This is a genomic window from Carnobacterium sp., assembly GCF_040274425.1.
This window is the reverse complement of sequence record NZ_JBEMBC010000065.1, coordinates 1,171-15,300: the sequence shown is the minus strand read 5'-3', so window position 1 is coordinate 15,300 and position 14,130 is coordinate 1,171. Positions and strand designations below refer to the sequence as shown.

Below are 14,130 nucleotides of genomic sequence, written 5' to 3'. Positions count from 1 at the left end.
TGGCAACGATGCCAGGTTCACTTTATGCGTGATATCCTCAATTGTATCCCTAAGAAAGATTCAAAACCCTTCAGAGAAGAAGTCAAAGCACTCTTCAAATTTACGGATATTGAAACGGCTCGCAAGGCTAAAAATACTATAGTAAGTGCCTATAGCGAACAATCAAAATACCATAAAGCCTGTGAAAAACTAGATGAAGGATTCGAAGATGCCTTTCAATACGCCGTTGTCGGTAAAGGTCAATCTAGATTAAAAAGCACGAATCTTCTTGAACGGTTAAATGAAGAAGTCAGACGCAGAGAAAAAGTTATCCGAATCTTTCCGAATCACGCCTCTGCCAATCGTTTAATCGGTGCAGTTCTTATTGACCGTCACGAAGACTGGCTAAGCTCTACCAGAAAATATATTCAATTCTAACCTATAGGTTAAAGCTTTAAAACAGTGTACTGTATTTTACACAATTTTATGGACTTGACTCCATTATTAATCATTTTAATCCTCATTTTGGATTCGAAGGCTTTTCAAAAATAAAAGCATTGATGCCTTGGATCGTGAAAATTACGTTTGAACATCAGAATTTTATAAAAATGGAGTCCATTGATGTATTTAAAAATAATGAAATCACACCTATTAATTTGGAGAAATCGGAACTGGTTAATAAATAGATAATATAAGGAAGTGCTAGATGGACTATATACGTTGGATCAGAAGTTATGTTGGCAATCAAGAAATTATCTTGAATTTTTCAGGTGGAATCTTGACCAATCAAAATAATGAAATTTTATTGCAGTTACGAAGTGACAAAAAATTGTGGGGTTTACCGGGAGGAGCTATTGAGAAAGGGGAGTCTGTTGAACGCGCTGCAATTAGAGAAGTTTTAGAAGAAACGGGAGTACAAGTCAAAATTACAGCGCTATTAGGTATTTATTCTAATTACTTTGATACTTATCCAAATGGAGATAAAGCCCAAACAATTACAACCATGTTTATTTTTGAAACTATTGAAGGCAGCATATCTATCCACAATGCTGAAACGTTAGATTTACGATTCTTTTCTAGAGATAACTTGCCAGAAATTGCTAATCAACAGCATGAAGATGCAATAAGAGATTATTTTTCAGGGGAGATAGGATTTTATCGGTAGTTCACGGACACGATTTTGGGTTGTAATCAAGAAATGATTTTTAGAAATCTCTTTTGAAACTTATCACTAGTATAGCCAATAGACTCATAAAATTTATGAGCTCCTAACCTAGTTTCTCCAGAATTTAATCGTACACCAATTAGACCAAGTTCACTGGCTACGAATTCAATTTTCTGCATTAATTGTTTTCCAAGGCCTTTTTTTTGATGCTTTTGATCAACTGCTAGAGCCAATACATTCAACATGGGTTCAGAATACAGTGATTCATATAATTCTGCATGAACATATCCTGCAACTAGACCGTTCTCTTCAGCAACGAAAAAGAAGTGGTGATTAACATCAGCTAATAATTTTACCATTTGTTTTTTAGTAATTTCTATAGAGATATCATATCCTAGAGATGTTGCATTTATTAATCTGATGGCTTCAGCATCCGTCATCTTCATGTCTCGAATCATAAGCATCCTCTTTTCATAAATAATAATTAACTGCATTTTATCATAGTGTAATCACTATGAGTATTCTAAATATATTTTTTTAAAGATAACTTTATAAAAAAACAACTATTGATTTGGAGTGAATTTAAGTATGTTTAAACATGTGATTTGGGATTTTGATGGAACACTTTTTGATACTTACCCAGTAATGGCAAAAATTTTTAAAGACTTACTGGAAAAAGAAAGTATAGAAGAACCAATAGATGAAATAGTAAAAAAAATGCAAGTATCTATGGCTTTTACTTTAAATTACTATAAAAAGAAATATAATATAAGTAGTGATTTTATAAATGAATACCAAATCCAACGAAAAATTAAAGAACTTACATTAGCCAAACCGTTCGCTGAAATTGAAGATATTTGCAACTATATCCATTCAACTAATAGAAAAAATTATTTGTATACTCATAGAGGAGAATCATCGGTAACATTGTTGAGGAGCCATGGTTTGTATGATTATTTCTCTGACTTCATTACATTAGAGCATGGTTTTGAAAGAAAACCAATCCCAGATGCACTTAATTACCTGATAGATAAGCACTCCATCCATCGTGATGAAGCAATTATGATTGGGGATCGAGAGTTAGATCTATTAGCTGCAAAAAATGCAGGAATCAGTGCTTGTTACTTTAACGAAAATAGTGAAGAAAATGATAATTCTGATTATATAATTGATAACTTTAAACAATTGTATGCTATTTTGTAAAGCGTATCCGTTTGATAAAAACTAACCATATGGCACGCAAACTCTTTTTGAGAACGATAAGGATGAAAAATATTATTTATATAGTAGGTAAGAACACAATATTTTACTAGATGGATAAAATTAAAAAACGTATTTACTTGTTAGAAAATAATCTAAAAGTAAATACGTTTTTTAGTTAGCCTGTTGCTTTATTTTAAAACAAAGTTTCTGATTCTTTGATTTGTTTTTCGAGCTCTTGTCTGTTTAGTTCAAGTTTGCCTTGTAAGTCGACGATTGATTTGCCGAGCGTTTCAAGCATATCAATATTGCGGCCAATTTTTGCTTTTGTATCCCAATCTGAAAAGAGATTATCAAAGAAAATATCGAAAGTCTTACCCATGCCGCTAAATTTTTCGTAGCTAAGATAAGTATCTAAAGAAAGGTCTTTTAGTTCTTTGGTATAATTTTCTAATAGTTGTTCTAATCGGCTCATTTTTGCTTCAGCTTTATTAATTTTATCGTATTTCATCATATCAAATATAAGGCTGCTGTCTGTAAACATATCCCAGGTTGAAAAAGAATCAGCGGAATCTAAATCCTCTAGAGCATCATCAATTCCTTCCAATACTTTTTCTCCAGCAGCAGATGCTTCATCTAATTCAATTAATTCTTGTTTTAACTGAGCCCGTTTTATTTCTTCGTCAGTAATTTTTTCACGGAAATGAGTATCTTGACGGTATAAAATGTCTTTTAATTGTTTGATTTGAGCGGTATTTTGCTCAACAGCTGATTGAATAGCGGCTAAATCTTCTCTAGCTTCAAGCAATAAAGCTAAAGATAAATCTAATTCCATTTTAGCAGTAAGCTGTTCCTGCATTTCTTTGTCTAATTTTTTATCATAATTTCCAACCATACGTTTTAAAAAAGTGGACAAGGATTCCGCTTGTAACTTTTCGACATCTTCACTTTCTTTATCAAAAGTTTCCTTTGCTAGTTCGTAGCGTTCATTATTTTCTTCGTATCTTATTTTGGCAGAGGTTTCTTTTTTTAACAGAGTCTTTAATTTTGCTTGTAAATCTTCGTATTCTCCCATTATTGAACCCACTCTCTATGTATAATTTCTTTGAACTAATCAGGTATTCATTAAATCTATTATGTCTTAAAAAACGAAGAACCTCAATAGTCAAAAATGAGTTTTATTATCTTTAATTTAAACTTTTTGGAAAGTAGAATTGTGAGAATCAACGCATATTAGTGGAAAATGATTTCTGTGAACCGTTATACTTCTTATAAGTTAACCAATCTATTAAATCTTTTAGGAGGAATAGTATATGGTACAAGAAACGTATTTGATTACAGGTGCAGGAACAGGATTTGGAAAAGGTATTGCTTTAGGCTTGGCGGAACAAGGAAAAAAAGTTATCGCAGGGGTCGAAACAATGTCAGAAGTGTCTGCTCTTGTAAAAGAAGCAAAAGAAAAAGAAATTGAGATACAAGTTGAGAAATTGGACGTAACTGATCCAGCAGATAGAGAAAGAGCATGGACATGGGATGTTGATGTATTATTGAATAACGCCGGAATTTCAGAAGGTGGATCTTTAGTAGATATACCAGAAGAACGATTGCGTAATCAATTTGAAGTAAATGTATTCGGACCAATCTTATTGACTCAGAAGATAGCCAAAGCAATGATTAAGAAACAAAGAGGGAAAATCGTGTTTATGTCTTCTGTTTCTGGTCTGACGGCAGATCCTTTATCAGGACCTTATGGCGGATCAAAATTTACATTGGAAGCATTTGCCGAGTCTTTAAGTAAAGAACTTCAGGAATTCAATGTACAAGTGTCAACCATTAATCCCGGACCTTACTTGACGGGCTTCAATGACCGCGAGTTTGAAGCTTGGAGAACTTGGAGAGATAATCCAGAAGAACGCATTTTCGACTATACACAGTTGGCATTCCCTTATGAACAATTTGATCCTGAAGAGCTCATCAAAGAGGCTATTGAAGTAATGACTGGCGCAACGAACGACTATCGTAATGTTATTCCTAAAGCAATGGAATCAATGATTAAAAAGAGACAAAAAGAACTGTGGGATAAAAAGACCGATGAAAATCTTGGAGAAAGACATGAAATGGTTCAAAAATCGATTGATATTGAACCAGCTACAACTCCTACAAAAGGCATCGTGAATAAAATAAAAGATAAACTATAAGAAAAAAAAGAATTGTCTCTGTGAGGCAATTCTTTTTTTATTTTTCCAAATTTAGACGAGTTTGTTTTTGATAAAGATAAAGGTTTAAACTTTATGATAGATTCATTGAAACGGTCATTTCTAAGGCTTCTAATGGAACTCTAGTAGTTCTCAGTTGGTAAACTATGTTGCTGTCTTGCCAACGAATATCTACATTAACTTCTTCTCCGCCTTGTGGGTATTGTATATAAACGACACCTTGACCATCAGGAGCTGGAAGATAATGATCTTCTAAATAATCTACTATTTTTTTTGCAATTCCAGGATTATCCATTTGATCTTCACTAACAGAACTGATAGAAAACAGCCAGTTTCCTTCTTCCCAGCTAAAGTATTGAGTCCCAGCAGCGCCCTCGCCATAGCCGGTAATACCATAGCCCAAATCTGAACCGCCTTCCTCATAGGGGCTTATGGATTTGCCATTTGAGAATGTATCCATTTCTTCACTTGCCAAATCGGAATTTTCATAAATTGTTCCAGTAACTTCAGCTAATTCTCCTTGGTCATCCGTATAACTAACGGTATAGTTATCTACTTCATTTGTTATTATATCGGCTGTAACTGAAGAGGATTCAGTGGTTGGAAAAGCTGTTGGCAATAAGACATGATCAGGATTCATTTTCAATTCAGAAGATACTCCAATGGGTTGGTGTGAAGGCTTTTCTTGGCTTTCTTCATTAACAGAAGAAGAGCTGGTTGCTTCTTCGCTACTTGAACTACTACTTGTTTCAGAAGCAGCTGAACTGCTTTCATTGCTAGTTGTGTCCATGGTTTGCGTTTCTTCTGACTCATTGTCAGATGATGACGTGTCGCCTGTATCTCCATTATTTGAACATCCTACCAATACTGCACCACATAGCCCCATTATTAAAAATTGGGGAATTTTCTTTTTTTTCATAAAAAGGCCTCCTTAATAGGTTATATTAAGGATAACGCTTTCTTTTTTTGAGGTAAACTAAATAGACTTATAAATACGACAAATCCAACGGGTAATTTCAACAAATTATATGATTATATAGATACCGTATGTTATAAATAAACTAATAAATATAACCTTAGGGAGAAAAACCTTAGGGAGAAAAATAATGAATATAGAAAAAGATTTATATGAAGCAGCGGTTCAATTAATAGAAGAAAGATATCCAATAGGTTGGGGAGGTGCGGCTGCTATGTATACAAAAGACAATCAAATCTTAACTAGTGTATCTCCAGACGTTCTTAACGCCTCAACAGAATTATGTATGGAAACAGGTTCGATACTAGAAGCACATAAATTAAATGTCCCCGTAACGCATAGTATATGCATCGTTAGAGATGATGAAAAGGCTCCTTTTAAAATTTTAACACCATGCGGAACATGCCAAGAGCGCTTAGTGTATTGGGGATCAGAAGTAAAAGCTGCAGTTACTACAAAAAATAATGACTTAATATTTAAAAGGTTAGAAGAATTGCAGCCTTATCATTGGTTAAACGCGTACAGTGGTAGATAAATATAATTGGGTACAGGAATAAAAGTAGAACGAGGAAGAGGTGCAATAATGGAAGGGAATTTGCTGCGTGTAGTAATTGGTGTTGGAGAATACGATAACAATCCAGAATGGATCAAATCTCAAAAAGAGGAACTTGATTTATTAGATCAACTTACGTGGGAAAAAAATTTTAAAAGAGAATCTATAGACGCAATTTTAGCAGAACATGTTTGGGAACATCTTACATGGGAAGAAGGACTAAAGGCAGCAAAAATTTGCTTCTTATATTTAAAAGCAGGTGGTTACATTCGATGTGCTGTACCAGATGGGTATTTTTTAGATAAGGATTATCAAAATATAATTAAAATTGGAGGACCAGGAGACCCGAATCATCCGGCTGCGAGTCATAAAATTGTATATAATTATCGTTCACTTACAGCTTTATTTGAGTCCAGTGGGTTCCAAGTGAACTTACTAGAACATTTTGATGAAAATGGGGAATTTCATCAAAATGAATGGAGTGGTGAACAGGGAGTGATTTTTCGGTCAAAAAAATTTGATCCACGTAATGAAGGCACTGAGCTGAAATTTCCTTCCTTAATTATAGATATACAAAAAAGTTCAAATCTTAATACGTGAGTTTACTTAAGTATAAATTCAAGGAGATAAAATTATGAAAACAGTGATAATTTCAATTACCAAAATCATTTTAATGATTATTTTTCTATATATTATTAATAATCTAGTTGGTTTCTTTTTTGGAAATCTAATACCTAATCCTGATGAAATGAGAGGCGCAGTATTTATTTATTTGTTTATATTCATATGTGAAATGATATTAGCTTATTTGAGCACATATATGGTATTTAAAATTGCTAAGATGGAAAAATGATTTTTTGTTCATGCAGCATTTTGATTCATTAGATGATAGTAGAATAGACTTTGTAGCGAAAACACTTTTGAACTGTCTTCAGTGTACGATGTAGTAGTATACTAAACAAAATTAAGTATTAAGGAGCTGTCTATGAAAATTAGAAAAGCCGGTATAGAAGATGTTGCACAACTTATAAAGGTCATAGAGAATGTAGAAGAATCTGGAAATATGCTATTTGACCCAGGAGAACGTACTTTATCCATTGAGCATGCAATCCAAATGATTTCAAGAGTAAACGTATTAGTTGCTGTAGAAGACCAACGTTTATTAGGATACATGATGGTAAAGAAAGATAATCCTAAAAGAGTGGCTCATAAAGCTTATATTGCAATTGGCATTCATAGTGAAGTCCGTGGCCGAGGTATAGGTGCTGCGCTTTTCCATGCTCTTTTTGAGTTAGCTAAACAGCAACAGATTCATCGATTAGAGTTAACTGTTTTAACGACAAATGAAGCCGCTTTAAATCTTTATCAAAAAATGGGCTTCGAAATTGATGGGCGAAAGAAAGATTCACTTTTTATTAATGGAGAATACAAAGATGAATTTTGTCTTTCAAAATTAATAAGTTAAATAAATTAGAAAAGAAATCTTGTGCAATTTATATAGGTTATCCATAAATACATAACAAAAAAATTGACGATTATTTGTTTTATTTAAAGTATAATAAAAACAACGAATGTAATGTTTAATGAATATTATAATTTTCTATAATATAAATAAGTAGATAATTTTTATTTGTCTAATATGGAGGAATTTTATGGTTTTTTCAGATGTTCTTTTTCAACTTTATAGTGTGTTAATTATTTTATTTTGGCCGGTAGTTTTGATATTCGTTGTTTATGCAGTATTGAAATTCATGAAATTAACTAAAGAGCAAAATAAGTATTTAAGTGAGATTAGTGAAGAGCTAAAAAAACAAAATGAATAAACATCCTAATTAAAAATAATTGACTAGGATGTTACATATAGAATGGGAGAAAAACACTTAATGTTAAAATAAAATAAGTGTTTTTTCATGCTAAATAGGATAGGTCATAGAAAAGACCGTTATAACTTAACTAATACTTTTAAAAATAATTGAACGGATCAAACATTTCAAAGAAAAAGTACAAAAAAGTGTCTCTGTACGACTCTTTGAACGATAGTTTATATCTAACTGTTTTATATGTTGCAACTATTAAAGCTATTAATGTACATAACATGGAATAAAAAATAAAGAATATTAATATAATGAATAGTATTTCTTTTAGTTTATTCATTTGAATACTCCGCTCTTTCAAAGGTTAGTAGATTTAAATCATTGAAACAATTAAACAGATACCGACAAAAATAATAAATAAATAAACTACTAATACCCTCTTGAACTACTTGGATTTTTAGAGCTTAAATTCAGATTTCAAAAGGGAATATTTGTTCATATCGCGTAAATCACCATACATAATGATATCTTCTTTATCTGTTCCAACTAAAGAAAATCCGCTTTTTATCGCCACTGCGTTACTGCCTATATTTTCAGTATCAGCAACAATAGTTAGTTTATTTAATCCCATTTCTTCGAAAGCTATTTGGCATACTTTTTTTACAGATTTAGTTGTTATTCCTTTTTTTGCTTGAGAAGAATGGATCCAATAGCCTATTTCTGCCTTTTTATTGCGAGAATCAATAAAATGTAAATCAATAGAACCAACTAATTTATCTTCATAGGAAATTAAAAATAGTCTATCCGTTCCTTTTACTTGACCTGATAATTTCATGTTTATGTACTTGATTTCATCAGTTGGTTCCTTAGTTACGTCCACAAAGTCAAGGAATTGTCTGATGTGTTCTCTATCACTATCCACTAAATCAAAAAGCGTGGATGCCATGTCTACAGTAGGTTGTACAAGGGATAATTTTGAATCTATTGGCAAATGAAAATAATGTTTCATATAAAATTCTCCTTTACTAAATAAAATTTCTGTTTAAAAAATCAAAATAGTTAAAAGCAGTGTGATGCTGTTTAGTATACATCAGTTGTTCTTTTTTTTGTAATTAACATAAGAAAACCAGTATCCTAATAAAACAAAAAATAGTAAGAATAGATTATCTATTGCAGGTGAAAATCTAAAGATAGTACTTAGAATAACTGCCAGAAAAACTAGTAATAGCGTAAATATAAGTTGTTTTCTAGTTCTCATATTCCTTCTCCTAAGCATTACTTTAGAATAATTTTTTTGAATGTGTCAAACGTTGTATAGACTGAAAAAATCAGTACCAGTATTATCGTGATCCATTCTTTAATATCAGGTATAGATAGGGTTAAATCGTGTGAAAAAACAATAAAATATAACAGAAAACTACTATCTAAAAGAATAGTACCAATTACTTGTAATCGATTATTTTTCATATTGAGAACTCCTTATTTTCGCCAAAAAGTTGAACAATCTGCTTTATCTAAAATGTTAAATTCGATTATTTTTTCAAGTAATGAGAAATCTATCGGGCTGTTCCACTGGATACGGAAAATTTCCTTAGTGGGATTATAGCCAGCTTGTACAATTTCATTAGAAAATTGACGGATTCCTGCTTTTTCAGGCGCCACAGACATATGATTTTTGGATACGCTAAAGCCAATAATAAATGTATCGTGATCGGTAAACATGGGCTGATTCCATCCAACTCTTGGTTTCAATTTTGGAAAGGTCTTTGCTACCCAAGTTAGTACTTCTCCTGTTCGTTCCCGCTGCTGTATATTATCAATGTTTGCTAAATAGTCTGAAAAGATGTCCATGTAATCCCTCCTGAAATGAAGTTAGTCGCTCTGAGAAAGTGATCGATCCTATTAGTAAATAAACTTTTTGAGTAATTCTTGTTTCAACTATATATTTTACAACCTTGTTAGTCAAATAACCTTATGGAACAAATTATTAATGTGCCTGATCTTTTGATAACAATATAAGTTTATCTTAAAGTGATATGTATTTATTGATATTCGATAAAAAACAAGCTAATATTTATATATAATAAGTGAGGAGGTTATTTTATGAAACGAGGAACAACATTATTTTTGAAGTTAGCCGTTCTTTTTATTGGTCTTCCGATTATTGCATTGTGTATATTCGGATTGATTGGGTTAATAAGTAATCCGGCAAATCCAGATTATGACCAAGTACTCTATCCCATCATAATTGGTATTTATATATCTACTATCCCTTTTTTCATTGCTCTGTATCAGGCATTTAAATTGTTAAGCTATATTGACAAGAACCAAGCGTTCTCTGATCTATCTGTTAAAGCGCTAAAAAAGATTAAATTTTGTGCATTGATAATCAGTGGTTTATATGTGGTAATTCTACCATTTGTTTTTGGTTTAGCACAAATAGATGATGCCCCAGGGCTTGTCTTAGTCGGAATGGTTCCAATTTTTGCATCATTGGTTATCGCAGTCTTTGCTGCTGTTCTTCAAAGACTTTTGCAAGATGCTATTGAGATAAAAAAGGAAAATGATTTAATAGTCTAATCTGAGGTGAATAATATGGCAATTATAATCAATATTGATGTAATGTTGGCTAAACGAAAAATGAGCGTAACCGAACTTTCCCAAAAGGTTGGAATTACAATGGCTAATCTTTCGATATTGAAAAATGGAAAGGCAAAAGCGATCCGTTTTTCAACTTTAGAGGCGATTTGCAAAGCATTAGACTGTCAACCTGGAGACATTTTAGAATACAAAAATAATAATGCTCAATAAAATAGATAGAAAAATGAACAAACAGAGCTCTGCGTCAATTGATGGTGGAGCTCTATTTATTTGTGTGCATAAAGGGTTTTTGTAAGGTAAACTAAAGACATCAAACTTTAGGAAGTGAAAAGATGTTCAACTTATTTATTTTAATGCTTGAACGTGGCGGATTGATTATTATTTTGGCATATATTTTAATGAATATTCCTTATTTTAAAAATCTTTTAGGAAATCGAAGAAGAGCAAGTACGATGGTTCAGCTGATTGTAGTATTCGGAATATTTGCTATTATTTCTAATTTTACCGGTATAGAAATTGACGGAAATCAAATTATGATCGATCAACCATTTACTGACTTAGCCACCCATTCTTCGCTGGCTAATACACGTGTATTGACGATTGGTGTTTCAGGATTGATAGGAGGACCGATCATAGGTGTGAGTGTAGGAATCATTTCGGGAGCTATCCGCTATCTTCAAGGCGGAATGGACGCTTATATTTACGTGATTTCATCTATATTAGTTGGATTATTTTCCGGGTTATATGGGTTGAAGTCTATTCGGGAAAATACTTATCCAAAAGTTGGAGAGGGACTCGTCTTTGGTGCAGCAATGGAAGCTGTCCAAATGGTGTGTATTATTTTATTAAGTACAAACTTCCAAGAAGCTGTAAATTTAGTCAAATTTATTGGGTTGCCCATGATTTTGACGAACAGTATTGGAACAGGGATTTTCTTGTCGATCATTGACTCAACATTGCGGCAGGAAGAACAGACAAGAGCCGTCCAAACCCATGATGTTTTCCAATTGACCAATGAAACGATGCCTTATTTTCGTTCGGGCATGAATGAAGAATCCTGTACGCAAGCAGCAAAAATCATTCAGAAGCTGATCAAAGTTTCAGCTGTAAGCATCACCAACAAAGATAGCATTTTAGCACATGTTGGTGCAGCCAGTGATCATCATTTTCCGTCAAAAAAAATAGTGACCAACTTATCTAAAGAAGTTTTGCGAACGGGAGAGATCAAAGAAGCACATTCTCATGGAGAAATCGGGTGTGATCACCCTGGCTGCCCATTAGAAGCTGCAATCGTTATTCCTTTAAAGTCAAAGGAAAAAACGATTGGAACGTTAAAGTTGTATTTCACTGACGCCTCAAAGTTGACCTTTGTTGAAAGACAATTAGCGGAAGGCTTGGCTACTATATTTTCCAGTCAAATTGAACTTGGCGAAATGGAATTGCAAAGTCAACTATTGCAAGATGCAGAAATCAAATCGTTGCAAGCTCAAGTAAACCCACATTTCTTCTTTAATACCATCAATACCATTTCTGCATTGATTCGAGTGGATAGTGAGAAAGCTCGCGAAATGTTGCTGCAGTTGAGTACCTTTTTCCGATCTAATCTGCAAGGTGCCAGAACGAATGTGATTCCTTTAGAAAAAGAACTGCTTCAAGTAGAAGCTTATATGAAGTTGGAACAAGCGCGCTTTCCAGATCGCTATCAGGTCGAAATGAACATAGAAAATGGGTTGAAGAATATTTTATTGCCTCCATTTGTGATTCAAATATTGGTAGAAAATGCCTTTAAACATGCATTTAAAAACCGGAAAGTGGATAATCTAGTCCAAGTAACGGTCAATAAGATGGATCAGGACATTCTCGTAAGTGTACAAGACAATGGTTATGGGATAGAAGAGGATAGGCTTGGAAAATTAGGCAAAGAAAGTGTTACTTCTGAAAAAGGAACCGGATCAGCTTTAGAAAATTTAAATAAGCGCCTGATCAGTTTATTTGGGGATAAAGCTCAATTGAACTTTAAATCTTCAGAACAAGGAACCGTTGTTTTTTGCAAGATACCTTACCAAGGAATGGAGGGATAAAAATGTATACCTTAATAGTGGATGATGAACCATTAGCTAGAAATGAACTGGCGTATTTATTGGAACGTTGTGAAGGAATTACAGCTATCGTTGAAGCCGAATCTATTGAAGAAGCTTTGGAAAAAATGCTGCAGCATGAAATAGATTTGATTTTCTTAGATATTCATTTGACCAGTGAAAGCGGACTGACGTTAGCGAATAAAATCAACCAGTTAAAGAATCCGCCAATGATTATTTTTGCGACCGCTTATGATGAATATGCCATAAAAGCATTTGAATTAAATGCAACGGATTACGTTTTAAAACCGTTTGAATTGCCTCGAATTCAAGATGCTGTCCAAAAAGCGTACACTAGATATCAAAAAGAACGGGTACAATTGCAAGCGGAGGACAAACAAGAATACTTAAAGACGATCCCTATTCAAATGGACGAGCGTATCTACATTGTTAAAATCGAAGACATTATTGCTATCGCTGTGGAAAACGGCATTACAACTATCTATACTGATGAGAAAGAATACACTGCGACTGAACCTTTAAACGCCTATGAAGAAAAAGTGAAAGGGCATGCTTTTTTGCGAGTACACCGCTCTTATTTGCTTAACATGAAAGAAATCCTAGAAATACAGCCGTGGTTTAACCATACGTTTCTCGTTACGATGAGCAATCAAGTGAAAATCCCGGTAAGTAGACATTATATGAAACAATTTAAAGAAGAAGTAGGATTGTAATGGCTCATTGATTAAATGAATTTGAGAACTGCTGGCGGGCACTTTAGCTAGCAGTTTTGCTATGTCAGCTTGATTTGGATCCTAAACCTCATTTTTTATAGTACAGTAGGGCTATAAAAAAATTGGCAACGACAATTTTTTGCTTAATACTATAAGGGAGGCAGGAAAGCATGATTACATTGTTGGGTGGTATCGCGTTATTAATTTTAGGTTATTTTGTTTATGGAAAGTATATTGAAAAGAATTTTGGGATTGATCCGGATCGTACAACACCTGCAGAAGCGTTAAGGGACGGATATGATTTTATTCCGATGTCTAAATCGAAAAATGCTATTATTCAATTATTAAATATTGCAGGAACAGGACCTATTTTTGGTCCAATAATGGGAGCGCTTTATGGACCAGTGGCTTATATTTGGATTATCGTGGGTTGTATTCTAGGAGGGGCAGTACATGACTATATGCTGGGTATGATTTCTTTACGAAATGATGGCGCCCATTTGCCAGAATTAGCTAGTAAATACTTAGGAAAACCAGTAAAACATGTGGTGAATATTTTTTCTATGCTACTTTTGATGTTAGTTGGTACTGTTTTCGTTACTTCACCAGCTAACTTGATTGAAAGCATTACACCTGATTGGTTAACATTAGGGGTAATTATTGGATTGATTTTTGTCTATTATCTAATTTCCACCATTTTACCAATCGATAAAGCAATGGGGGCTGTTTACCCTTATTTTGGTGCTATTTTAATTATCAGCACACTAGCTATTGGATTGAGTTTGATTTTTGGCGGACACACTATTCCGAACTT

At 33.3% G+C, this 14,130-nt stretch carries 19 protein-coding genes; 14 read left to right on the top strand and 5 right to left on the bottom strand.

From position 1 onward, the window contains the following. Together ABS911_RS11390 and ABS911_RS11385 are read left to right on the top strand one after the other, a co-directional pair. Positions 1-417 (top strand): transposase (locus tag ABS911_RS11390; protein WP_350467682.1); only part of this gene is annotated, 417 nt, incomplete at its 5' end. A gap of 268 nt (positions 418-685) precedes the next feature. Beyond that, positions 686-1,144: an NUDIX hydrolase gene (locus tag ABS911_RS11385; protein WP_251165777.1), complete on the top strand. Its 459-nt coding sequence runs from the start codon at positions 686-688 to the stop codon at positions 1,142-1,144. A gap of 26 nt (positions 1,145-1,170) precedes the next feature. Here the strand turns inward: ABS911_RS11385 and ABS911_RS11380 are convergent, their stop codons facing one another. Continuing rightward, on the bottom strand, positions 1,171-1,602 hold the full coding sequence (locus ABS911_RS11380; RefSeq protein ID WP_034537696.1) for a GNAT family N-acetyltransferase: 432 nt from the start codon (positions 1,600-1,602) through the stop codon (positions 1,171-1,173). A gap of 130 nt (positions 1,603-1,732) precedes the next feature. On the opposite strand from ABS911_RS11380, the gene ABS911_RS11375 reads away from it, so the two are divergent. Beyond that, positions 1,733-2,347: an HAD-IA family hydrolase gene (locus ABS911_RS11375; protein ID WP_251165776.1), complete on the top strand. Its 615-nt coding sequence runs from the start codon at positions 1,733-1,735 to the stop codon at positions 2,345-2,347. A gap of 193 nt (positions 2,348-2,540) precedes the next feature. Here ABS911_RS11375 and ABS911_RS11370 read toward each other — a convergent pair whose 3' ends face one another. Then, complete coding sequence (locus ABS911_RS11370) at positions 2,541-3,419, bottom strand: coiled-coil domain-containing protein (RefSeq protein WP_350453455.1); 879 nt, start codon at positions 3,417-3,419, stop codon at positions 2,541-2,543. 238 nt (positions 3,420-3,657) lie between these two features. Between ABS911_RS11370 and ABS911_RS11365 the strand changes: the two genes are divergently transcribed. Next, complete coding sequence (locus tag ABS911_RS11365) at positions 3,658-4,542, top strand: SDR family oxidoreductase (protein ID WP_350467681.1); 885 nt, start codon at positions 3,658-3,660, stop codon at positions 4,540-4,542. Between the two features lie 91 nt (positions 4,543-4,633). Here the strand turns inward: ABS911_RS11365 and ABS911_RS11360 are convergent, their stop codons facing one another. Continuing rightward, entirely contained in the window at positions 4,634-5,479 is an 846-nt protein-coding gene (locus ABS911_RS11360; RefSeq protein WP_350467680.1) for a hypothetical protein, read from the bottom strand. Positions 5,480-5,666: 187 nt separating this feature from the next. Between ABS911_RS11360 and ABS911_RS11355 the strand changes: the two genes are divergently transcribed. The 5 genes from ABS911_RS11355 to ABS911_RS11335 all read left to right on the top strand — a co-directional run bounded on the left by ABS911_RS11355 (position 5,667) and on the right by ABS911_RS11335 (position 7,912). Beyond that, complete coding sequence (locus ABS911_RS11355; protein ID WP_350467679.1) at positions 5,667-6,071, top strand: cytidine deaminase; 405 nt, start codon at positions 5,667-5,669, stop codon at positions 6,069-6,071. A gap of 48 nt (positions 6,072-6,119) precedes the next feature. After that, on the top strand, positions 6,120-6,689 hold the full coding sequence (locus tag ABS911_RS11350; RefSeq protein ID WP_350467678.1) for a class I SAM-dependent methyltransferase: 570 nt from the start codon (positions 6,120-6,122) through the stop codon (positions 6,687-6,689). 34 nt (positions 6,690-6,723) lie between these two features. Beyond that, on the top strand, positions 6,724-6,942 hold the full coding sequence (locus ABS911_RS11345; RefSeq protein WP_034537671.1) for a hypothetical protein: 219 nt from the start codon (positions 6,724-6,726) through the stop codon (positions 6,940-6,942). A gap of 132 nt (positions 6,943-7,074) precedes the next feature. Continuing rightward, positions 7,075-7,554, top strand: a complete 480-nt coding sequence (locus tag ABS911_RS11340) for a GNAT family N-acetyltransferase (RefSeq protein ID WP_051932700.1) — start codon at positions 7,075-7,077, stop codon at positions 7,552-7,554. A gap of 187 nt (positions 7,555-7,741) precedes the next feature. Beyond that, positions 7,742-7,912: a hypothetical protein gene (locus ABS911_RS11335; protein WP_156098858.1), complete on the top strand. Its 171-nt coding sequence runs from the start codon at positions 7,742-7,744 to the stop codon at positions 7,910-7,912. A 448-nt stretch (positions 7,913-8,360) separates the two neighbouring features. On the opposite strand, the gene ABS911_RS11330 is transcribed toward ABS911_RS11335, so the two are convergent. Together ABS911_RS11330 and ABS911_RS11325 are read right to left on the bottom strand one after the other, a co-directional pair. Beyond that, positions 8,361-8,912 (bottom strand): GNAT family N-acetyltransferase, encoded by a 552-nt coding sequence (locus tag ABS911_RS11330; RefSeq protein ID WP_341047250.1) that lies wholly within the window; start codon positions 8,910-8,912, stop codon positions 8,361-8,363. A 470-nt stretch (positions 8,913-9,382) separates the two neighbouring features. After that, positions 9,383-9,754: an iron chaperone gene (locus ABS911_RS11325; RefSeq protein ID WP_034537664.1), complete on the bottom strand. Its 372-nt coding sequence runs from the start codon at positions 9,752-9,754 to the stop codon at positions 9,383-9,385. A 252-nt stretch (positions 9,755-10,006) separates the two neighbouring features. Between ABS911_RS11325 and ABS911_RS11320 the strand changes: the two genes are divergently transcribed. From ABS911_RS11320 to ABS911_RS11300, 5 genes are all read left to right on the top strand, one after another. Beyond that, positions 10,007-10,483, top strand: a complete 477-nt coding sequence (locus ABS911_RS11320; protein ID WP_029276689.1) for a DUF2975 domain-containing protein — start codon at positions 10,007-10,009, stop codon at positions 10,481-10,483. A gap of 15 nt (positions 10,484-10,498) precedes the next feature. Then, positions 10,499-10,714, top strand: a complete 216-nt coding sequence (locus ABS911_RS11315) for a helix-turn-helix domain-containing protein (protein ID WP_251165768.1) — start codon at positions 10,499-10,501, stop codon at positions 10,712-10,714. A gap of 122 nt (positions 10,715-10,836) precedes the next feature. Next, on the top strand, positions 10,837-12,585 hold the full coding sequence (locus ABS911_RS11310) for a sensor histidine kinase (RefSeq protein ID WP_007721938.1): 1,749 nt from the start codon (positions 10,837-10,839) through the stop codon (positions 12,583-12,585). A gap of 2 nt (positions 12,586-12,587) precedes the next feature. Further along, positions 12,588-13,316: a LytTR family transcriptional regulator DNA-binding domain-containing protein gene (locus tag ABS911_RS11305; protein WP_007721936.1), complete on the top strand. Its 729-nt coding sequence runs from the start codon at positions 12,588-12,590 to the stop codon at positions 13,314-13,316. Between the two features lie 170 nt (positions 13,317-13,486). Next, on the top strand, positions 13,487-14,130 hold a 644-nt coding region (locus ABS911_RS11300; RefSeq protein WP_350467677.1), incomplete at its 3' end, for a carbon starvation CstA family protein.

What these genes read in the sequence shown, in the direction of transcription:
- ABS911_RS11315 (WP_251165768.1), top strand. Translation starts at nt 10,499, where the DNA reads ATGGCAATTATAATCAATATTGATGTAATGTTGGCTAAACGAAAAATG.
- ABS911_RS11320 (WP_029276689.1), top strand. Translation starts at nt 10,007, where the DNA reads ATGAAACGAGGAACAACATTATTTTTGAAGTTAGCCGTTCTTTTTATT.
- ABS911_RS11330 (WP_341047250.1), bottom strand. Translation starts at nt 8,912, where the DNA reads ATGAAACATTATTTTCATTTGCCAATAGATTCAAAATTATCCCTTGTA.
- ABS911_RS11380 (WP_034537696.1), bottom strand. Translation starts at nt 1,602, where the DNA reads ATGATTCGAGACATGAAGATGACGGATGCTGAAGCCATCAGATTAATA.
- ABS911_RS11355 (WP_350467679.1), top strand. Translation starts at nt 5,667, where the DNA reads ATGAATATAGAAAAAGATTTATATGAAGCAGCGGTTCAATTAATAGAA.
- ABS911_RS11305 (WP_007721936.1), top strand. Translation starts at nt 12,588, where the DNA reads ATGTATACCTTAATAGTGGATGATGAACCATTAGCTAGAAATGAACTG.
- ABS911_RS11335 (WP_156098858.1), top strand. Translation starts at nt 7,742, where the DNA reads ATGGTTTTTTCAGATGTTCTTTTTCAACTTTATAGTGTGTTAATTATT.
- ABS911_RS11350 (WP_350467678.1), top strand. Translation starts at nt 6,120, where the DNA reads ATGGAAGGGAATTTGCTGCGTGTAGTAATTGGTGTTGGAGAATACGAT.
- ABS911_RS11385 (WP_251165777.1), top strand. Translation starts at nt 686, where the DNA reads ATGGACTATATACGTTGGATCAGAAGTTATGTTGGCAATCAAGAAATT.
- ABS911_RS11340 (WP_051932700.1), top strand. Translation starts at nt 7,075, where the DNA reads ATGAAAATTAGAAAAGCCGGTATAGAAGATGTTGCACAACTTATAAAG.
- ABS911_RS11325 (WP_034537664.1), bottom strand. Translation starts at nt 9,754, where the DNA reads ATGGACATCTTTTCAGACTATTTAGCAAACATTGATAATATACAGCAG.
- ABS911_RS11345 (WP_034537671.1), top strand. Translation starts at nt 6,724, where the DNA reads ATGAAAACAGTGATAATTTCAATTACCAAAATCATTTTAATGATTATT.
- ABS911_RS11310 (WP_007721938.1), top strand. Translation starts at nt 10,837, where the DNA reads ATGTTCAACTTATTTATTTTAATGCTTGAACGTGGCGGATTGATTATT.
- ABS911_RS11370 (WP_350453455.1), bottom strand. Translation starts at nt 3,419, where the DNA reads ATGGGAGAATACGAAGATTTACAAGCAAAATTAAAGACTCTGTTAAAA.
- ABS911_RS11365 (WP_350467681.1), top strand. Translation starts at nt 3,658, where the DNA reads ATGGTACAAGAAACGTATTTGATTACAGGTGCAGGAACAGGATTTGGA.
- ABS911_RS11375 (WP_251165776.1), top strand. Translation starts at nt 1,733, where the DNA reads ATGTTTAAACATGTGATTTGGGATTTTGATGGAACACTTTTTGATACT.
- ABS911_RS11360 (WP_350467680.1), bottom strand. Translation starts at nt 5,479, where the DNA reads ATGAAAAAAAAGAAAATTCCCCAATTTTTAATAATGGGGCTATGTGGT.